At 37.1% G+C, this 20,533-nt stretch carries 21 protein-coding genes and 1 pseudogene; 9 read left to right on the top strand and 13 right to left on the bottom strand.

Translation table 11 applies throughout. The features are described 5' to 3' along the window. Positions 1-103 precede the first annotated feature (103 nt). On the top strand, positions 104-328 hold the full coding sequence (locus VB715_RS15940; RefSeq protein ID WP_323302203.1) for a hypothetical protein: 225 nt from the start codon (positions 104-106) through the stop codon (positions 326-328). A 224-nt stretch (positions 329-552) separates the two neighbouring features. On the opposite strand, the gene VB715_RS15935 is transcribed toward VB715_RS15940, so the two are convergent. The 4 genes from VB715_RS15935 to VB715_RS15920 form a co-directional block, all read right to left on the bottom strand. Next, positions 553-954 carry a hypothetical protein gene (locus VB715_RS15935; protein ID WP_323302202.1) on the bottom strand — a complete coding sequence of 134 codons (402 nt, stop codon included), beginning with the start codon at positions 952-954 and terminating at the stop codon, positions 553-555. A 292-nt stretch (positions 955-1,246) separates the two neighbouring features. Then, complete coding sequence (locus VB715_RS15930; protein ID WP_323302201.1) at positions 1,247-1,504, bottom strand: hypothetical protein; 258 nt, start codon at positions 1,502-1,504, stop codon at positions 1,247-1,249. After that, positions 1,505-1,705: a hypothetical protein gene (locus VB715_RS15925; protein WP_323302200.1), complete on the bottom strand. Its 201-nt coding sequence runs from the start codon at positions 1,703-1,705 to the stop codon at positions 1,505-1,507. Positions 1,706-1,806: 101 nt separating this feature from the next. After that, positions 1,807-2,118: a hypothetical protein gene (locus VB715_RS15920; protein ID WP_323302199.1), complete on the bottom strand. Its 312-nt coding sequence runs from the start codon at positions 2,116-2,118 to the stop codon at positions 1,807-1,809. 207 nt (positions 2,119-2,325) lie between these two features. On the opposite strand from VB715_RS15920, the gene VB715_RS15915 reads away from it, so the two are divergent. Beyond that, positions 2,326-3,285, top strand: coding sequence for a ribonuclease Z (locus VB715_RS15915; protein WP_323302198.1), 960 nt, complete (start codon positions 2,326-2,328; stop codon positions 3,283-3,285). Positions 3,286-3,348: 63 nt separating this feature from the next. On the opposite strand, the gene VB715_RS15910 is transcribed toward VB715_RS15915, so the two are convergent. The 5 genes and pseudogenes from VB715_RS15910 to VB715_RS15890 form a co-directional block, all read right to left on the bottom strand. Further along, positions 3,349-3,630: a hypothetical protein gene (locus VB715_RS15910; protein ID WP_323302197.1), complete on the bottom strand. Its 282-nt coding sequence runs from the start codon at positions 3,628-3,630 to the stop codon at positions 3,349-3,351. Between the two features lie 95 nt (positions 3,631-3,725). Beyond that, complete coding sequence (locus VB715_RS15905) at positions 3,726-5,462, bottom strand: diflavin flavoprotein (RefSeq protein WP_323302196.1); 1,737 nt, start codon at positions 5,460-5,462, stop codon at positions 3,726-3,728. 282 nt (positions 5,463-5,744) lie between these two features. Beyond that, positions 5,745-5,861: pseudogene (locus tag VB715_RS15900) on the bottom strand (restriction endonuclease); the annotation flags it as partial. 46 nt (positions 5,862-5,907) lie between these two features. Continuing rightward, positions 5,908-6,450, bottom strand: a complete 543-nt coding sequence (locus tag VB715_RS15895) for a phosphate-starvation-inducible PsiE family protein (RefSeq protein ID WP_323302195.1) — start codon at positions 6,448-6,450, stop codon at positions 5,908-5,910. A gap of 79 nt (positions 6,451-6,529) precedes the next feature. Continuing rightward, the gene (locus VB715_RS15890) at positions 6,530-8,260 is read right to left on the bottom strand and encodes a diflavin flavoprotein (RefSeq protein WP_323302194.1); all 1,731 of its coding nucleotides are present in this window, start codon (positions 8,258-8,260) and stop codon (positions 6,530-6,532) included. A 267-nt stretch (positions 8,261-8,527) separates the two neighbouring features. On the opposite strand from VB715_RS15890, the gene VB715_RS15885 reads away from it, so the two are divergent. The 4 genes from VB715_RS15885 (at position 8,528) to VB715_RS15870 (ending at position 13,448) form a co-directional block, all read left to right on the top strand. Continuing rightward, positions 8,528-10,972: a pentapeptide repeat-containing protein gene (locus VB715_RS15885; RefSeq protein WP_323302193.1), complete on the top strand. Its 2,445-nt coding sequence runs from the start codon at positions 8,528-8,530 to the stop codon at positions 10,970-10,972. A 101-nt stretch (positions 10,973-11,073) separates the two neighbouring features. After that, positions 11,074-12,492: a protein adenylyltransferase SelO gene (locus tag VB715_RS15880; RefSeq protein ID WP_323302192.1), complete on the top strand. Its 1,419-nt coding sequence runs from the start codon at positions 11,074-11,076 to the stop codon at positions 12,490-12,492. An 11-nt stretch (positions 12,493-12,503) separates the two neighbouring features. Beyond that, the gene (locus VB715_RS15875; protein WP_323302191.1) at positions 12,504-13,055 is read left to right on the top strand and encodes a nucleoside monophosphate kinase; all 552 of its coding nucleotides are present in this window, start codon (positions 12,504-12,506) and stop codon (positions 13,053-13,055) included. 177 nt (positions 13,056-13,232) lie between these two features. Beyond that, entirely contained in the window at positions 13,233-13,448 is a 216-nt protein-coding gene (locus VB715_RS15870) for a hypothetical protein (protein ID WP_323302190.1), read from the top strand. Here VB715_RS15870 and VB715_RS15865 read toward each other — a convergent pair. Together VB715_RS15865 and VB715_RS15860 are read right to left on the bottom strand one after the other, a co-directional pair. After that, positions 13,442-14,113 carry an ABC transporter ATP-binding protein gene (locus VB715_RS15865; protein ID WP_323302189.1) on the bottom strand — a complete coding sequence of 224 codons (672 nt, stop codon included), beginning with the start codon at positions 14,111-14,113 and terminating at the stop codon, positions 13,442-13,444. The genes VB715_RS15870 and VB715_RS15865 overlap by 7 nt on opposite strands. 226 nt (positions 14,114-14,339) lie before the next feature. Next, the gene (locus tag VB715_RS15860; RefSeq protein ID WP_323302188.1) at positions 14,340-14,978 is read right to left on the bottom strand and encodes a hypothetical protein; all 639 of its coding nucleotides are present in this window, start codon (positions 14,976-14,978) and stop codon (positions 14,340-14,342) included. A gap of 113 nt (positions 14,979-15,091) precedes the next feature. On the opposite strand from VB715_RS15860, the gene VB715_RS15855 reads away from it, so the two are divergent. Beyond that, positions 15,092-16,405 carry a glycoside hydrolase family 15 protein gene (locus VB715_RS15855; protein WP_323302187.1) on the top strand — a complete coding sequence of 438 codons (1,314 nt, stop codon included), beginning with the start codon at positions 15,092-15,094 and terminating at the stop codon, positions 16,403-16,405. Between the two features lie 20 nt (positions 16,406-16,425). Here the strand turns inward: VB715_RS15855 and VB715_RS15850 are convergent, their stop codons facing one another. Further along, positions 16,426-16,932: a hypothetical protein gene (locus tag VB715_RS15850; protein WP_323302186.1), complete on the bottom strand. Its 507-nt coding sequence runs from the start codon at positions 16,930-16,932 to the stop codon at positions 16,426-16,428. A gap of 279 nt (positions 16,933-17,211) precedes the next feature. Here VB715_RS15850 and VB715_RS15845 point away from each other — a divergent pair, with 279 nt between their 5' ends. Next, positions 17,212-18,465 (top strand): WcaI family glycosyltransferase, encoded by a 1,254-nt coding sequence (locus tag VB715_RS15845; RefSeq protein WP_323302185.1) that lies wholly within the window; start codon positions 17,212-17,214, stop codon positions 18,463-18,465. A 116-nt stretch (positions 18,466-18,581) separates the two neighbouring features. Beyond that, entirely contained in the window at positions 18,582-18,920 is a 339-nt protein-coding gene (locus VB715_RS15840; RefSeq protein WP_323302184.1) for a hypothetical protein, read from the top strand. Positions 18,921-19,069: 149 nt separating this feature from the next. Here the strand turns inward: VB715_RS15840 and VB715_RS15835 are convergent, their stop codons facing one another. Then, on the bottom strand, positions 19,070-20,470 hold the full coding sequence (locus tag VB715_RS15835; RefSeq protein ID WP_323302183.1) for a collagen-like protein: 1,401 nt from the start codon (positions 20,468-20,470) through the stop codon (positions 19,070-19,072). Positions 20,471-20,533 lie beyond the last annotated feature (63 nt).

Genomic DNA, 20,533 nt, shown 5'->3' with positions numbered 1-20,533 from the left:
AAAGCATAGTCAAGCCCCTAAGCATAAAACGATAATTTATCTTAGTTACTATTTTCTAGTTTAGTGGTAAGATGTGACTGATTATTAATTATGGTTAACTGCAATGTGGCGAGTAAATATTCATTGTGATGGAGATGCTTGGAAACGTTCTGGGGCTGAATTCAAAGCCATGACCCAAAACTATCAAGCTGAATTAATAGTTTCTCAAAAAAGACCCGATGAGACGCGCCTTATGGCTTACAAAATTGAGGATATTAGCGAAGTTGAAAACTTTCAAGAAGATTGCACAAAATTTCCTGGATTTACTTCTGATTTTGAATCTTTTTAAAGATAAAAAACTCTTTGTTGGCTTTTCCTAAATATAGGTGAGAGGAGTTTATTTCCATTTCAATCATTACTTTTTTTTATATAGTATAGATTGATTGGTCAAGTTTCTAATAATTCTTTTAAAGATAATATTGGGGCGTAATATGTAGAGCTACCTAAGTTATTTTTCCAACTGTCGTAGGTTAGGTAGAGGAATGAAACCCAAGGTTAAACTTATAGCGTTGTTTATTTATATTCATAGAAAACAAAATGAATAATAATATCTAATCCTGCAAATATCATCGATATCATTAATAATAATACAGCTTGTTTCAACGCTTTTGATCTCATCTCTAATAATCTCATTGCATCTTTAACGCTATTTTTCCAAATATTTTCAATAATTGCTTTTTTGGATTGTGTTGTTGTTCCGTGTTTAGCTTTTAAAAGCAAATCTTCAGGCTTGATGATTAATCTTATTGGTTGAGTAACAAATCCTTTGTATAAACAAATAACAATAGATATTATGATAAAAATATAAGCCAGGATTTTAAAACTAAAACATGAATAGCATAGTAAATAATGTTCACAGTTATTTACCATATTAGAAGACGATAAACCAGGTAGATCTGATAGAAAAAAACGCATAAATGTAAATTCAAAACCTGTTAATAATCCTAATTTATTAGTAACATCATTTATATTGCTTCTGAGAGGGCTCTCCCGTACTTGTGGTGATAAGTAAAGCTTATAATTCGTAGGGTGGGTTAGACGCGGCTATGATTTTGATGAAAAACTAATAAGTTTTAATCCGCGTCGTAACCCACCATCTTAAGTATTGTAGCTGATTATACATTTTATACCAAGATGTCGGGAGAGCCGACGTGCAGAGTATTCAAGCGTCTTCAGGGGAAAGAGAAGATTTAGCAGAATTTAATGATTAACCACGTTTTAAGATTTGTTCATACTCTTCATGAGTTCCAATCCATACCCAGATCAAATCTTCTCCATCTTTAAAAGCTAGAGTTCGATAATTTATTCCAATTCTAGCAGACCAAAATTTACCGACTTTTTTAAAATGTAAAGAGGGATGATTTAAGTCACTTTTAAGTAGGTCAAAATTCTTTTTAGCGAGTTTTTGAATTGACTCTGGTAACTCATTGAAACATTGCCAAAACCTCAGAGTTGTTCTATGCACTTAAAGTTCCTGTAATTTATGTTGTGCTTTCTCTGCTAATGCTTCGTCAATCAAGAAATCCAGTTTTCCTAGGCGGGAATCTTCTTCAATTTCTTTATCCCATTGTTTCCAGTCTAACTCAATTATCCATTGTTTTAGATAGGCAAATTCATCAGAAGAAAGGGTTTGAATGGCCGATTGAATTTCTGTTACAGTGGTCATAATGATTTGAAACTAATTATCAGTAACTTTATTATAGTGCTTTCGACAAAGTTTCTGTCGTAGGTCGAGTAGAGAAACGAAACCCAACTCAAAAACAGTCATTAATTGGGGAAGTGGAGAAAGTTGGGAAAAAATAACTTAATCACCCCTGAAACAAATGCTAAGATAAAACCCACCACAACTGAACGATTGAGAAACTCTTGAGAATCTAATCGCTTATTTATTCCTTTAACTTCTGTATCAAGGGCTTTAATATCCCCTGTTAGTTTTTCCTCTAGTCTGACTTGTCCGATTTTCAAATCTGTAACGTCTTTTTGTATAGTGTTGAGTTTGGTGTTAACGTCCTTGATTTCTTGCTTTAGCTCTTTTAAAACTTCCTCTAACGAGTAAGTGACTATGACTGGTTCACTCATGGTTTAAACTCCTATTTTAGATATATTTCTTCTATTGTCCCCTAATTCTAGGGGACTAACTTTATTTTATTACCTTTGTTGTCCAATCGAATGAAACTCCAAACGTAATTAAGTAAAAAATAAAACAAAAAGCTGAAGATAAAAAAGAAACAAGAAATCACGATAGAATAGGCAAATAGATCCCAAAGTGAGTAACAGTAATTTATCGTGGAGATTACCTTTTTAGGAACCAGTTCCGGTGTACCAACGCGATCGCGTAATGTATCTAGTGTAGCCCTACGTCTTCCCCAAAGGGCGGAAGTTTGGCTATTTGACTGCGGGGAAGGAACCCAACATCAATTATTACGCAGTGATGTCAAAATCTCCCAAATTACCCGAATTTTCGTCACCCATATGCACGGAGATCACATTTATGGGTTAATGGGACTGTTAGCGAGTTGTGGTTTGGCGGGAAATGCTCAAGCAATCGAGATTTACGGCCCTCCCGATCTGGCAGATTATTTAAAAGCTTGTGCTAGATATTCTCATGTAAAATTTTCTAACCGCGTTCGGGTTTATGGGGTTAGTCCTGGTATTCTCTACGAAGATGAGGAATTTACAGTTAGTTGCGAGTTACTGAAACATCGAATTCCAGCCTTTGGCTATCGTATCACGGAAAAAGACCGTCCAGGACGTTTTGATATAGAAAAGGCCACCGCTTTGGGTATTCCTCCAGGGCCTGTATATGGGCAGCTAAAACGGGGGGAAACCGTCACATTACCCGATGGCCGTCGTATTCGGGGGAAAGAGTTATGCGGAGAGACAGAAACGGGCCGTAAGGTGGTTTACTGCACGGATACGGTGTTTTGTGAGAGTGCCATTGATTTGGCCCAGGATGCTGATGTGTTGATTCATGAGGCAACTTTTGCTCATCAAGATGCTCAATTAGCTTTTGATCGTCTTCATTCTACCTCAACTATGGCAGCACAGGTGGCCTTAGGGGCAGGGGTAAAACAATTAATTATGACTCATTTTAGTCCCCGTTATGCCCCAGGAAATGACCTACAATTAGACGATTTGTTAAATGAAGCTAGGGCAATTTTTCCTCATACTATTTTATCTCGTGATTTTATGACTTATGAAGTACCAAGACGCAACATAAATCGGGAAATTATAGGGGTTGTTTAACAAGAAAGGTAAGGTAAAATAGGCAAGGGTAACGGTTTATTTTTTAAACTTGTCATTGTTTAACTAATCAATGGGCAAAGTTTGTTCAACGGATTTAGGTGAGGTTGCGTTCGGTAAATGTTTGGCAGAATTATGATTAAGATTAAAGAGAATAATCGCCAAGAGAAAACCCATTAAACAACCCCCTGAAAATAACCAGCCATGGGAGGGTTCAAGGTAACAAATTAAGCGACGTTTGCCATCATAAATTTGAACTGACCAGCCTTCATCAATGGTTTCAATAGATTTATTTAAAGGTTTCATCGCTGTTGCTCCTGCTTTGATGATTAAGGAAATTAAGATCATTATAAAACCAATTGAGAATAATAAAAACAAGAAAAATTGTAATTAGATGGTTATCAATCAATGTGAGGTGGGCAATGCCCACCCTACCACATTAATTAATATTGACGGCCAGATTTACGGTGTTGAATGGCGGTTACTCCTTCGGTTTCTAAGACTTCTCCTTGATTAACAATTCCATAAATTAACCAATGATCTCCTGCTTCAATTCGTTGTTGTACTCTACATTCTAAATAAGCTAAGGCTTCTGTTAGAATTAAACAGTTATTATTGGCTTTTTTGGTTGTAATTTGACTCAAGGGATTTTCTTGATTTTGATCAGTAAAATGCCGTCGAATATTTCTGCCTTCTTTGAGAATATTTAACACAAAAGTTTCCCCGATTTCTAAACAAGAATTTTCCCATTGTTTTTGATTAATAGCTATCATTAACCCAGGAGGATTAAAACTTGCTTGAGACACCCAAGAAGTCAGAAAAGCGCGATCGCTGCCGTTGTGGTGTGCGGTGACAACACAAATAGACCCGATAATGCGTCCTACAGCTTGTTCTGTGCGGTCAATATTAGCTTCTGTGATTCCTTGGAGGGGGATGCGCTGTTTTTGCTTTTTCTTGAGGTTTTGGGCGAATTCTGCCCCTGCTTGGTGAGATTGTTGTAAGGACTTTTGATCGGGCGTAAAGCGGATACGCAAGGCATTAAAGCCAAAACGATAGTTTGCATCGCGTAATTTAGCGGAAATTAGGTCAATTGCTTCCCCACTCCACCCATAGGAACCAAATACACCAGCTAACTTCGTTTTAGAGGCACTAGCTAAAACTATTCCTAAAGCGGTTTGGATCTGTACAGGTGCATGACCCCCCAAAGTAGGCGATCCTATGATAAACCCATCACAGTCTTCTAGGGTACGGGCGATCGCATCAGGATCAGCGACTTCACAGTTCAATAAGTCTACCCCTACCCCATTATCCATCAATCCTTGGGCGATCGCATTGGCTAAAATGGCGGTATTGCCATAAGCAGACGCATACAATAAGGCCACTTTGAGAGTTTGGCGTTTTTGTTGTTGACACCATTGGCGATAATCATAGGTAAAACGGCTGAGACTATAGCGGACGATGACACCATGATTAGGGGCGTAATATTTAGCTGAAAATCCTTCTATTTTGTCTAAAATGCCCTCTAATTGTTTACCTTGCCCCCCATGAAGACAGTCAAAATAGTAACGGCGATCGCTATCTAATTGTTTCCAGTCTTCATCAAATAAATTATCACTGCACAGATGAACCCCAAACAGTTTATCAGTATAGAGGATGCGGGTTTTGGGGTCATAGGTAAAAAGTCCATCCGGCCAGCGAGGAGTAGGCACTAAAAGAAACTGTAACTGATGTCCCTGTCCTAAGTCTAGGGTATCCTCAGACCTCACCACACGGATTTTGGATTCCCAATGAGGAAAAGAAGTTTTAATGGCGTTTGCGGCTGATTTAGAGCAAATTAAGCTTAGTTGAGGGCATTTTTCGACTAAAACCTTGAGGGTGGCCATGCGGTTGGGATTAACATGACCTAAAATTACATAGTCTAATTGGGTTAGATCGAACTGTTTGGCTAATTCTTCCAGAAAAAGGTTGGTAAATGATTCACCAGGGGGATCAATTAAAGCGGTTTTATCAGCTTGAATTAAGTAAGAATTGGCGGTTGTCCCCTTTTCTAAGGCATATTCTACTTCAAATTTGAGGCGATCCCAGGTTCGAGAACGAAATACCGTTGTCTGGGTTCCTAATGGGGCAATTTGAACGTCACGGGGACGGGTAGTCATGGGGGTTAAAGTTGGTGTAGACATGGTTTTTTCCTGTAATAATTTATGATTGAAAATTGGCTAGAGTGGTGAGGGATAAAAGATTTTAAATACTCGCTTTTATGGGTGGTTTCTCATTCCATAAAGTGAGACATGAGTAGAAGTAAAGGGCGGTTTTAGATGTTAATAAATTGAATATTTTTAGGGTCATTTTTTTCTCCGAAAAGCTCAAAAAATAAACGGTATCATAAAAAATAACGGGTTGATTATTGATGGAAATAATAAGTCTAAAATAAAGAGGATAACCTAATAAATAGAGATAATACCTTCTTCAACACAAACCATCAAATAATATCCTAATCCAAATATTTTTTGTCTGGCTGATTTAAAAGGACATGATGATTGAGGCTGCTTAATACTCGTAACTTTCATATCAATCAATAATTACTGCAAGCCTTAATCATCATTTATCCTACATTGCTAAACCAATTTATTCAATCGATGAGGAAGAATGGACATAAGAATTGTTGGATTGACCAACGGTTTGTTTAAAGTGAGTTTTGCGACGTTGAGACACTGTTTCTTCTGGGTCAATATTTTCAAAAGTAGGAGGCAACCAGACACGAATCACCATTAAAACACTCAAAGAAAGTAAAAACGCACAAACGGCTAAAACTTGTGTCCCTTGGGTTTCTAAAATTCCTCTGACAATGATTTCTCGTAAGACAGAAACTATCGCTACTTCAACGGCAACCCCGATAGAAATACGCTTTTCTTGTAGATAAATAATCAACAGACGGAACAATTCAACCCAAATTAATAGGGATAAAATATCGGCTGTGACCGCATTAAAATTGACTGGAGGCAGCAAAGACAAAAACATTAAGCGAATTTGCAACACCATGAAGCCAAATAACCCAATACACAACGAAATCACAATTAAATCTTGGACTAACTCCAAGGCTTTAACCACTGGGTTAACATTAAGCCAGCCATTTTTCTCAGAGGGCAACGAGTCAACTAATTTAGACATTTTTATTCACTGATAACTGATGATCTGACTACTTAATTATCTCGGACTATTTAACTGGTAACTGTTCACTGATCACTGATTAATAATGGTTTCCCACCTTACGATGATGTACAGCCGTCACTCCATCGACTTTTGAAACTCGTCCCGTTTGCACTGTGGTATAAATAATCCAGTGATCGCCAGCTTCGAGGCGACTGGTGACGGTACAGTCTAAATATGCCAAAGCATCAGCTAAAATGGGGGAACCGTTGCTAGATTGATAGGTTTTAATCCCTGTAAAGCGATCGCTACCAGGGGCAAACCGCTTGAGAAAATGCTTCATTAACCCCTGATAGTTCCCTTCTTCTAAGACATTAAGAACAAAAGTATCATTGACTTGCAATAAAGATTCAATGGCCCGATCTTTCGCAACGGCGATCGCCACTCCCAAGGGTTGCAAACTTGCTTGTGTCACCCAAGAGGCGAACATTGCCCCCGAAACTTCGCCTTTTTGGACGGTAATTAAATATAATCCGCTACTAAGGCGACCTAATGCCCGATCTAAATCAGAATCAAGGGATTTCATCTGTTTAATAGTTTTATCACGGGTTAACCACTGTCCGAAATCCGTTCCTGCTTCCTCTGCCAGCTTCTGGGTGGTGGCTGTGGGGGCATTTTTGCTTAAAATGGGGGAAAATGCTTCAGTTAAGCCTATTTCTTGAAATTTATTGCGTAGGGGGAAAATGGGTTCATCTTCTCCCCCACCAGACTCGAATAAGGCGATCGCTTGTTTGCCATGAACTGAGGCTAAAATAGTTTGCAGGGCAGTTTGTGCGATGGGATCGTGTTGAGAAGGCATTCCTATGACTAAGCCCTTCGCTTCGTGGACGAATTCCCGCGCTTCATGGGGATCAGTCTCACTAAGATTAACTAAATCAACCGTTACCTCTGTTTTTAGGAGTCCTTGAGCAATATCCCGCCCAATTTGCTCACTATAGCCATAATCTTCACTATAGAAGATTACAACCAAGTTATCGCTTTTCGCCTGTGCTTGACTCCATTGTTGATAATAGTTGATCCATTGAGGAATATTATAGTTCAGTAAGGGGCCATGACCCGTTGCAATGGTCTTAATTTCTAAGTTTTGAATGCGTTTGAGTGCTGCTAATACAGAACGAGCATTTGGCCCCATTAAACAATCATAATAATACTGGAAATCTTCTGTTAGCAAGTCTGATTCTTCGTCATAAAGATAGTCATTACAGTAGTGCATTCCAAAGACATCACAAGTGTAAAGAACACTGGTTTGATGATCGTAGGTAAAAATGGTATCAGGCCAATGTAAATTAGGAGCGGAAACAAATTCTAACTGATGCCCATTGCCTAAATTTAAGGTTTCACCGCTTTTAACTATTAAGAAATTAAAAGGTTGATGTACCATATTCTCTAGAAATTGTATGGCAACTTTTGAGCCAACAATGGTAACTTGAGGCGCAAGGTTTAGGATATTTTTGACTAACCCACTGTGATCGGGTTCTGTATGACTAATAATCAGATAATCTAGTCTAGAAAAATCAATTAACTCCTTTAATTCTTCTAGATATAAAGATTCAAATTTTATATGAGAAGTATCAACTAATGCTAATTTTTCTCCTTGAATTAAGAAAGAGTTATAAGTTGTTCCATTCCTTAATCCAAATTCAATATCAAAGCGATCTCTATCCCAGTCTAATGAACGAATAGCTGTGGTTTTTTCAGCAATTTCTTGACTTTTGATTGTTAAACGACTTGAGGTTGTAAAATCCTCAGAATGAACTGTGAGTGCAACCATACGCTGCTACCTCCTATAATTTGGGTTGTTATAAATCTGTTTCTCTATTTCCTATGATTACTCAGTCTTACTAATTTGTAAAATGTTAATCTCTTAAGTTTTTTATAAGTAAATATTATATATAAGCAACTAAAATATTTCATTTGTTAAACTATGATCATCCTCACGGTAGGGACGAACATCCGTTCGCCCCTGCCTAGTTGTGCTTAATCGTTAGTATTCGTTATAACTAAGGAAAAATTAACCATTAATAGCCAAAATTGTCTCATGTTTATCACAACGGAACCCTTTAATTCTAGGGGAGAAGGGGGAGAAAAATTGGTTTGGGAAGCCATACAATCTACATTTTATCAGAGAAAATGTTTAGCTTATTGGCGTTATCCAATTTTTTCACAAACGGGAAAATTTCGCAAAGAACCTGATATTTTAGTTGCTGATTTTGAGTTAGGATTAATTATTATTGAAGTTAAATCTATTACTCTAGATCAAATTGTCAATATTCAAGGACATCGCTGGGAATATCAGAATTTTTATACAAAATTTGGCAACCCTTATCAACAGGGAGAAAACCAATTATTTTCTTTATTAGAATACCTAAATCAAGAACCAGATTTAAAGCATAAAGTAACAGCAAAAGTCCTGGTTGCTTTACCATTTATTCAACAAGAAGACTGGAAAGAAAAAGGATTCGAACAACTGCCGAGTTGTCCTCCAATTATCTTTAAAAATCACTTATTTTTATTCCGATCTCTTGAACAAATTATACAACAAACACCCCCCATTATTTCAGGACAAGTATTAACAGATCAACAATGGGAGTTATTATTAAATATCTTGTCAGGAACCCCTGTTTTTACACAACCCAATCATAAAGTCTTAAGTCATGAGAAAAGTCGAGGAAAAATATTACAAGAAGTAAAAAAGTATCTTTACAAATTTGATTTAAAACAGGAAAAAATTGCCAAGCAAATTCCTCCAGGATGTCAACGAATTCGAGGAATAGCAGGATCGGGTAAAACGGTTTTACTCTGTCAAAAAGCAGCAATTATGCACCTCAAATATCCTCAATGGAGAATTGCTTTTATTTTCTTTTCTCGCAGTCTGTATCAAGAGATAATACAACAAATTGATCAATGGATTAGATATTTTAGTCATCAAGAAAAAACCTACAATAAAAATAATCAAAAATTACAGGTATTTCATGCTTGGGGTTCTAGGGAACAATTAGGATTTTATCGCTTACTTTGTCAAGTAACAGGAGTGATGCCATTAGGGGTTAATCAAACAACTTTTCAAGCACCGAATGAAGCATTAGGTGAGGTATGTGTAGATCTCTTAAAACAGAAAGCAATTCCTCAGTTATTTGATGCTATTTTAATTGATGAAGGACAGGATTTAATGGTTGATAATTGGCTTTATCAAGACAAACAGCCTTTTTATTGGTTAGCTTATCAATCATTACGGTCCATTAATTCTATGTCTCCTCAGCAAAGACGCTTAATTTGGGCTTATGATGAATTACAAAGCTTAGAGAGTTTAAAAGTGCCTAATACAAGTGAGATTTTTGGAGAACAATTAGGCAATTTAGTGACAGGAAAATATAATAATGATATAAATAAAACAGAAATTATGCCCCGTTGTTATCGGACTCCTCATCAACTTATTATTGTTGCTCATGGCATTGGAATGGGATGGTTAAGATCCCAAGGAATGTTAACAGGAATCAGTAATCAAGAAGACTGGAAAAGTTTAGGCTATGAAATCGAAGGTAACTTGATTGAAGGACAGAAAATCACCCTAAAACGTCCTCAAGGAAATTCACCTCATCCCTTATCTTCTTTATGGAAAGATTCACTAATTAACTTTAATACTTATTTATCACGACAGCAAGAAATTAGTGCCTTAGCACAACAAATTAAGCACAATTTACGTCAGGATGGATTAAGACCGAGTAAAGAAATTTTAGTGATAGTTTTAGGAGAATATTTTGACGCAGTTAAACTGCAAAAGACTATTGCTACTTTTTTGATCAGACAAGGGATCGATATTTTTATTCCAGGGACTAAAAAATGTAACTGTTTAACGGAAGAAAATCATGAAGATCGTAATCAATTTTGGTGTGAGGGTGCGGTGACAATTTCTCGTATTTATAGAGCTAAAGGACAAGAATCTGATATGATTTATATTGTCGGATTAGATTACCTCGCTCAAAAAGAAGATAATCTATTTTTACGCAATCAATTATTTATTGCCATCACGCGATCGCGGGGGTGGGTTAATCTCAGTGGAATTGGTAATTATCCCTTTTATCAAGAGTTAAGAAATTTGATCGATAATAAAGATACTTTTAGCTTTATTTATACTAACCCTAAACAAAGAGAAATTATTGGCACTGAAGCAGGAGAATTATTACATCGGTATCGTTTAGGAGAGAGAAACTTTCAACAGGCAGAATTAGCCAATGTTGTCCTAGAAAATCTCAATTTAGAGGATATTAATCTGATTGGGTCTAATTTATCCGGTGCTAATTTACAATATAGTCAACTCAATCGTGCTAAATTAATTGCGGCCGATTTACAAAAAGCAAATTTACAAGGAGCAAGTTTAGTTAATGCAAAATTAATGGGAGCAAATCTCAGGGATGCGAATTTAACCAATACAAATTTAACCAATGCGGACTTAACTGATGCTATCCTGAATTCTGAAATATAAATTATAAATTATGAATGAGCCATAAAAATCGAGATAAATGTACAATTTGATCAATAAACATCTCTCAGTAATTGCATTTTTAAACGGCCTAAATTAGTAATATGACACCAAACCGAGATAACCCCTTACTCAATCTCGATTATGAACCAGCCTTAGAAAACTTAGGAGACGACTATTATGATCAAGTCGCGGCTGCTGAGTTTCCCCAACATATTCTACGGTTTCGCAACGATCAATTATTACCCCAATTAGGATTAAACCCTGATCTGGTAGAAGATGGACATTTTATCGAAGCATTTGGCAAATTTCAAGGAATACGCCCCTTTCTTGCCCTGCGCTATCATGGTTATCAGTTTGGAGAGTATAACCCCTTTCTGGGAGATGGTAGAGGCTTTCTTTACGGACAAGTAAGAGGGGTGGATGGGACATTATATGATTTTGGCACAAAAGGGTCGGGACAGACCCCTTATTCACGGGGTGGTGATGGTAGATTAACCCTCAAAGGGGGTGTCAGGGAAGTCTTAGCAGCAGAAGCTTTACAAGCATTAGGAGTCACTACCTCCCGTTGTTTAAGTTTAGTGGAAACTGGGGAATCTTTATGGCGAGGAGATGAACCCTCTCCGACCCGTTCCTCTGTTATGATTCGCATGAGTCGTTCTCATATTCGCTTTGGTACATTTGAACGTCTATATTATCTAAAACGGCCAGATTTAATTAAAAAATTATTAGATTTTGTCATTGATATTTATTATCAAAATCTGCCTGATTCAAGCGATCGCTACGTTCTATTTTATCAAGAATTAGTCAAAAGGGTAGCGAACTTAGTGGCACAATGGATGGCTGCGGGGTTTTGTCATGGGGTTTTAAACACCGATAATATGTCGATTACAGGGGAAAGTTTTGACTATGGCCCCTATGGTTTTATTCCTACTTATGATCCCCAATTTACTTCAGCTTATTTTGATTATGGGGGACGGTATAGTTATGGCAATCAACCCCTAATTTGTCGGGTCAATTTAGAGATGTTACAGTTACCCTTAATGACCCTCATTTCTCCTCGTCAATTAGAAGCTGCCTTGAATCAGTTTGATGATTATTATGCTGCAGCTTATCGTGAATCTATGTTAAAAAAATTAGGAATTGAAGGGTTAAATATTGCGGAAGGGAATGAGTTATTAGATAAGACTCTTGAGGTTTTAAAGACCAGTCAAATTGGTTATCATGAATTTTTTGCGGCCTTAACTGATCAATTTAATTGGGGATGGCGTGAAGACAGTTCTACTATTTTAGAAAATAGCACAATTCCCTCCGCAGACTGGGAAACTTGGCGACAATTATACTATCAGGTTTTAAGCAAAATTCCTCAAGAAAAAATGGATGAAGTGAGTCACTGTTTACATCAATATAATACCCAAACGCCCTTACTTAGACCCATAATTGAATCGGTTTGGGAAGCGATCACTTCTGAAAATAATTGGCAACCGTTTGAAGAATTAGTGAATAAACTACAGAAAAAATAAGGGTTAAAGTGATGCGATTAGTGATTTTAGGCGGCCCAGGATCGGGAAAAGGAACCCAGGCAAAATGGTTAAGTGATTACTTTAAAATTCCCATGATTTCCACAGGAAATATCTTAAGAAATGCTATTAGTGAGCAAACACAATTAGGAAAAAAAGCGCAGGATTATGTAGAGAAAGGTGAATTATTGCCCAATGAAATAATGATTGAATTCATGAGAGAACATTTAGAGAAAAATGCTCTAGATAAGGGTTGGATTTTAGAGGGATATCCTCGCACAGCATTTCAAGCAGAAGAATTAGATTTTTTATTAGAAACTTTAGAACAAAAATTAAATTATGCCATTTATTTAGAAGTGAGTGAACCAGTAATGAAACAAAGATCATTAAGGCGATCTCTGATGGATGATCAACCTGAAATTATTGAACATCGTATTAATATTTTTAAACAGTATACAATACCTCTTCTTGATTATTATCAAGGGACAAAACGACTTTTAACTATTGCGGGTGAAGCATCAACAGATGAAGTGGGACAGGAAATTTTAAGCAAAATAATCCATTGATCACGATCACATGAAATATTCATTAATATCACAGTTTATCACTTCTTAAACTTGTTATAGTGAAATTATAAACAATCCCAAGGATTAAACCTGTTTAACAAGTTATCACTATTAACTAGGTCAAATCCCTCATTGATTAATTAAAATATTATTAAAAATAAAGGCGGGAATTTGATAATGTGCTATGTAATAAATTCCAGTTCTCATTCCTATCTGATCTCCCAAATTAACCGAGTTCTTCAAGAAGGAAAACTAACAGCAACGGAGGAAAAATATTTTTTAGATGCGATGCTTTGTTATCAACCCATTACCCAAGAAGAATTAACGGGAATTACAGAAATTTTTAGTAGATTACAATCAGGAAAATTAAAACTTATCGAAGAAAATCATTGAACCAGTTTCCCTTGATTAAGTCTTAAAATATTATCGGTAAACTTTTCTACCATATTTAATTGATGATTAACCATAATAATTGTAATGGTAGTATGATCACTTAACATCACTAATTGTTCCATTAATTGGTAAGCGCGGTCATTATCTAATGCAGATGTTGGTTCATCTAATAATAATAATTTTGGTTCCATCACTAAACCCCGAACAATACTAACAATTTGTCGTTGTCCTAAAGAGAGTTGTAACTCATTTCGTTCTAACCAAGCATCAGGAATAGATAATTGCGATCGCCATTGTTCAATTCTTTGTTGAATTTCTGGTTTAGGGATCTGTTGTAAACTTAAAGGATAAGCCAAAGTTTCTTGCACTGTCATCCCTAATAATTTAGGTTCTTGAGGAACTAAAACAATTTGCTGACGAAGTTTAATCACAGGAATATTTGTCAGGGGTTGAGACTCAAATGTAATTGAGCCAGTGCTAGGATCTTGTAAACGGTTAATGAGACGTAATAGAGTTGTTTTTCCTGAACCAGAGGGGCCAACAATGGCCAGGCGATCGCCAGAATTAATCGTCAAAGAAATCCCATCTAATAACTTATTTCTCCCTGAAGGTTCAGTTAAACTAACATCAAATAATTGTAAAAAAGAATTTTTTTCCTGTTTCATATTTATTGGATCTACTGAACCTAGTATGTAAACTATTAAAAATTATCTACTCAAACCCTTAAGGGTTAAGCTATACAGACAAAGCCTGCGAAGGCGGGCTGATCATTAGGCTGTGCAGACAGCCTTTGTTGTTATAGTATCAGGCTTTAGACTGTATATAATTGTTGATTTTGCCTTGCAAGTTCGGTAGAACCTATTTATTGCTTATTACTTATTACTTATTGATTTACTCCTGATTTTCTTCTCCATGTTCTCTTCCTGGGGTACTTTCCAAAGCAGCTAAAATAGCCTGAGAACCCGCAATAATATCCCGTTCCTCTCCCCCTAAATATAGCCGTCCAAAGCTCCCAATAGCTGAAACCTGTAAAATATTAATTAGAGCCGCTTTTTCTGCTTCATTTGCGGCTAAAGCTGCATAGGCAGCAGGTTGAACTTCTAACACATACAAAGTCTGTCCCTGAAGCAACATTTGTCCCCGTCGATTACGATTAATTAACTGCGCTTGATAAGCATCAATATTACGAATAATTTGACTAGAAACAACTTTAGGTTTGAGACAATCTTGTCTTCTTACCCCCAATGCTGCTAGAATAGCCTGACCTGCCGCCCTAATTTCTCCCTGGTTACTCGCATGAATTTCGAGAAGACCATAAAGACGTTCAACAAATTGCACCCCAGGACGAACAACTGCAGATTTTAAAGCAACATCAGTAATGCGGTTAATTTCAATTCCTGGAGAAATTTCAATCCAAAGAGAAGCATCTCCAGGGAGGGGTAGAAATCCGACTGCAACTGCGCCAATATAGGCAGCGTGTTGTGATTGTAAGCGATCTAGATAGACGTAACTGCGTAATTCAACTCCCAAAGTTTAACTCTCCGATGGTTGTGATGAGAAGTCATCATAATTTAGCCCCTACAACAAGTTACCATAGTATTTACCTAACTGAAATAATTGCCTAATCAAGTCTAACTTAAAAAATGCTGATTATTCATAATCAAACCCTATTAGATTTCATGGGTTTTCACTATTCCTTACAGGATATTGAGGGAATTACGGCCTTTCTAGATCGTCAAATGACCTTGAGTTTTTCTCCTCTAGAAAATGGTTTATTTCCGGCGGCGGCTGTGGTAGATAAAACAGCCTACACTGGTTATAGGAATGTTTGGGTCAGAGATAATATTTATTTAGCTTATACACACTATTTTTGTCAGCAAACAGAGATTGCTATCAAAACAATTAAAACTTTAATTCAATATTTCCAGAAACATCAAAACCGTTTTCAAGATATTATTGAGGGAAAAGTCAATAAAAATGAGGTTATGAAACGTCCCCATATTCGCTTTAATGGGGAAACTTTAGAAGAAATAAACCAAGAATGGAGTCATGCTCAAAATGATGCCTTGGGATATTTTCTTTGGTTTACTTGTAAGTTAATTAGAGAAAAACTTTTTATTCCTAATCCTGATGAACTAGAAATTTTAGCTCTTTTTCCTTTCTATTTTGAGACTATTTCTTATTGGGAAGATGAGGATAGTGGTCATTGGGAAGAAGACCGCAAAATTGAAGCTTCTAGTATTGGGGTAGTGGTGGCAGCTTTAACAGAGCTAAAATTACTGATTTTAGAAACATCTGATCAGGTTTATTTTCAAAACAAAACTAATATTTATCCCTTGGAACTGTTAGATAAATTAATTGATAAAGGTCAAGAAGTTCTCCATACAATATTACCTTATGAATCTATCCAAGCTCCTCCTCAAACAAGAAAATATGATGCTGCTTTATTATTTTTAATTTATCCCTTACAAATCATTCAGGGAGAAATGGCTGAAATAATTGTTAATAATGTCATCAATAATTTACAGGGAGATTATGGGATTAGAAGATATTTAGGAGATTCTTTTTGGTGTCGAGATTATCAAGAAATTCCTGAAGCCATTCGGACTACTATTTCTGCCGAAAGAGAACAATGGTTTAAAGATAATAATCGAGAACTAAGAGCAGGACAAGAAGCACAATGGTGTATTTTCGACCCGATTATTTCTGCTATTTTTGGACTCAAATTTCAACAAACCCATCAACCCAAATATCTCGAAAAACAAACCTACTATTTAAACCGTTCTTTAGGACAATTAACCGCATCGGATAGTCAATTTGGCAGTTTAAAATGTCCTGAATTATATTACTTAAAACAGGGTGGTTATTTTCCAGGAGATGCCACCCCGTTACTCTGGACACAAGCCAATTTAAAAGTAGCTTTAAAAATGATGGAGAAATCTTTGGGAAAGTTTTAGGGGACAACGGCCCTTAGCCCCTACTTCAACCTAGCTAACCCATTAAAATCAAACATTTCTAACCAAGCTTGGCGATCGCTTTCGCTAAAGGCCGGATCACGAGAAAGTACCTTAACCTGAAAACGACCCGCGACTAAAACAGCCGTTGCGGTGCTTCCTTGAGAAATAGCGGGATAACCCCCAATTTTTTGGCTACTTTTCTCAAATTTCGTCACAGCACTGGGATTATTAAGAGTATCAGAAATAGCCATCACGGCCATTTCCTTGCCATCTTTTTTCAACTTAGCTTCAGCAAACCCCTTTTTCTCCTGGGTATAAACACGCTCATAACCAGCACTAGAAGGGGGAAAAAATCGATTAAAACTCCCCCCAGACTCAGATTCACGAACCACCGCACTTGCACCCCGTTGAGTGCTTTCTTGTTGTGCTTGCTCAAACCGTGAGGGAGCTTGTGTGGCACAAGAAGAGAGAAATAATAGGGTACTTACCAGGAAAACCGCGAAAAATTGGCGTAATTGAAACAGCATTTTAAAGACCTCCCTAAGCTTTGATGAGGATAAATTTTCTTGAATTCCAGATCAGGAGATTTACCCTGATTAATGGGACTTGTGCTTTTAGTGTAAAGGGAATTCCGTAAAAAACTTCTTGACCTTTGTTAATTATTAGGTTTGAATGAAAAAAAGTCAGTAGTTTACAAAAATTCAACTTTCAGCCAACAAGCTTTATGATTAACAACGAGTAACTGACGGATCAATCCGCTGCTCAAACCTATTTTTCCCTAATTTCCCTAAATTATAACTATTCATATGAGAATCCTCATTTATTCTTACAATTATCATCCAGAACCCATTGGTATTGCGCCTTTGATGACAGAATTAGCAGAAGGATTAGCAAAACGGGGACACCAAGTGAGGGTAGTCACGGCAATGCCTTGGTATCCAGAAAGTGAGATTGCGCCAGACTATCGAGGCAAGTTATATTTAACAGAAAAGCAGAATGGGGTAAAAATTCAACGTTGTTTTGTTTGGATTCGCCGTAAAAGAAATTTTAAGAATCGCGCTTTTTTTGAAATTAGCTTTATGGTTTTGAGTTTTTTACAAGCGTTAAAAGGCTCTCGTCCTGATGTAATTTTTTTAACGATTCCTGGCTTACCTGTTTGTGTTCCTGCGGCTATTTTGGGCTGGTTATATCGAACCCCTATTTTATTAAATTTACAAGATATTCTTCCTGATGCTGCGATTCATGTGGGATTAATTCGTAGTAAAAAAATGATTCGTCTCTTTCAGTGGTTAGAAAGATTTGCCTATCGTACTGCCACAAAAATTAGTGTTATTAGTGACGGATTTACTAAAAACCTCTTAGAAAAAAGAGTACCTGAAAATAAAATAATTGAAGTTCCCAATTGGGTGGATGTCAATTTTATTAAACCCCTTCCCCAAGAGAATAATTATTTTCGTCAAGAAAACGGGTTAGAAGGAAAATTTGTGGTTTTATATTCAGGCAATATTGCTTTAACACAACCCTTAGAAATTTTAATTGATGCCGCTATTAAATTAGAACATATTCCTGATTTGGCCGTGGTTATTGTGGGTAAGGAAGAAGCTTTAGAAGGCTTAGAGAGATATTGTCAAAGAAAAAAAGCTCATAATGTTATTTTACGACCCTTTCAACCCAGACATAAATTACCTGAAATGTTAGCCGCAGCTGATATAGGAATGGTGATGCAAAAAAGCAATGTTATTTCCTTTAATATGCCCTCAAAAATTCAAGTTTTATTAGCAAGTGGTCGCGCCATTATTGCCTCGGTTCCTGGGGAGGGAACGGCAGCAAGAGCGATTGAAAATAGTGGGGGAGGAATTGTAGTTCCCCCAGAAGATTCGGATGCTTTAGCACAAGCAATTGAGCAGCTTTACTCTGACCCCAATCTCGTCATTTCTTTAGGCAAACAAGGAAGAAAATATGCTGAACAATATTATGATTTTGAAAAAACTTTGGATAAATATGAAGACTTGTTATCATTAATGAGTCAGCCAATGAAAAAACAACATCAATTTTTATAGAAATTAAGGGTTGTTAAGGGACTAATTATCATTAACAAGCCTTACTAAGTCAAGCTGGGGAAGCAGATGTTATGATTGGCATAATAAATCAATCTACATGGAGTAAATTTTGAAACATGACTGATTCTCCAACGACGGCCCAAAAAATTGCCTTTCGCAGAAAAACGATTAGGACGATGAAAGATGAATTAGATCAAACCTTATCATCCGTTCAGTCCCGTAATTATCAAGCTGCGAAAACTCCTTTTGAAAGTGCCAAAAAGAAATGGTTTACCTTTGGGGGAACTATTAAGAGAATTGCACCAGATCTTTATGAAATAATTGATCCAGGATTTAAGACAGTGAATACACTTTTAAATCAAGCAAGTCCCCAACAAGGCAACTTAACAGCACAATTACAACGAGTTGTTGAAGCTGCCACTAAAGCTGTAACAATAAGCGATGCCACAGAATAAATTTAGCCCGCGTAAGCTGTTGTGCATTTAAACTGCGTATTGTTTAAATTAATAAAACAGGCTGTAATCCACTTCCCTTTTGCCTTTTGCCTTGCTAATACACATTTAAAATGCGTATTAGCTTAGGGACACCCTTTTTAGGGTGTTTCTTATTGAAATGGCCCAATAACATCTGTAACTGTCAGGGTTTGTTCTGCTGTGTAACCAGCAAAAGTTCGAGTTGCTACGAGCTTAATTTCTACCCCTAATCCTGACCGCAAATAGTTAGGATCAATCGGTAATTTACCAACATTAATAGTAAATTTATTGCCATCAAGCACAACTAAATCTTCAGGAATTTCTCCCTCATATTTGGTACTATAATCAGAAACGGGACGAAAACGGGGGTCAGAACGAGTAATACTATAGGCAATTTTAAATTTAGTCGCAATTAAATTAGATTGATCCGCTTTATCAATTAAAGTTAATTTCATATCTGTTCCCTTTCCTGATAATTTCTGACTTTCTAAGCGGGTGGCATCTGCTCTGGGAATGGCATTATAAACGATAAATTGAGTAATATTATTCCTCTGTTGTGTCGTTGCTTCTATCCAAAGATCTTGAGGGGGATCAACCGTAATTCCCTGATCATTTTCATATTTTAAAGTAACTTGTTGCTCAGCAAATTTATTAAAAGGTTGGGGTGCATTCCAAATTAATAAAAAAGAGCGTTCTAATCGTTGTACCAAAGCTAAATATTGATCTTCTATTAGGGAACCTGGTGCAAATAACCCTGATGCTCCGTTGCGGGTTTCCCAAATATTTTTAGAGAGAAGATATCCCTTATCTTTTAAATTTCCCATCGTCACCGTTGCCGCAGGTTTATCCGGTTCTAGGGGCTTATCTAAATTAATTAAGGTTAATTTTCCTGGCAACCCTTCTCTTCCTAATACTCCAGTCGCACCCTTCGAGCCTTTTCTCCCATCTTGACAACGAAATTCTAGGGTTGTACAACGGTAATCAGCGTCTCCAGGATTGCCCCTACAGGTTTCTAGGGTCCAATAGGGTTCTGTACAGTTACATCCGTCCCCACCGTCTCCCCCTTGGCCCGCTTGTCCTCCCTTTCCTCCCGCAGCATTAACATAAATTTGTCGGAGTTCAGAAAGATTCGTTGCATAGATGGTTAAAGAGCCACCATTGCCCCCATCTCCCCCATTTCCGCCAATACCGCCATTTCCCCCACTGGGAGCCTGCAGGTTATATTTAACCCCAACAGGTTGATTGTCACATTGGGCATTTTCCCCTGATTTACCGTTTTCCCCCGGTTGACCATTTTCCCCCACTAAATTGAGGGTTAAAGGAGAACCATCAGCAAAAATGGTCAGATTTTCGCTATTGTCTCCAGCTTGTCCTGACGACCCATTTTGGGCGTTAGTACCATTTTGACCAAAGGTTTTAATTTCCGCCCCCCAAGCTGCACCTGCGCAGCTCTCAGAGAAGGAAGGGAAGGGGATCACAAGAGAGCTTGTGAAGAAGAGACTAGATAGAACAATTTTACTGAGAAGGTGCATTGATTCGTTAGGTGGTTAACGAGAGCCAGATCTGGTGACTGCTTTAGGTTAACTTTTGTTTCC

This window comes from Crocosphaera sp. UHCC 0190, from assembly GCF_034932065.1.
In the GTDB taxonomy this organism is placed as follows: Bacteria; Cyanobacteriota; Cyanobacteriia; order Cyanobacteriales; family Microcystaceae; genus UHCC-0190.
This window is presented reverse-complemented; position numbering and strand designations above follow the sequence as displayed.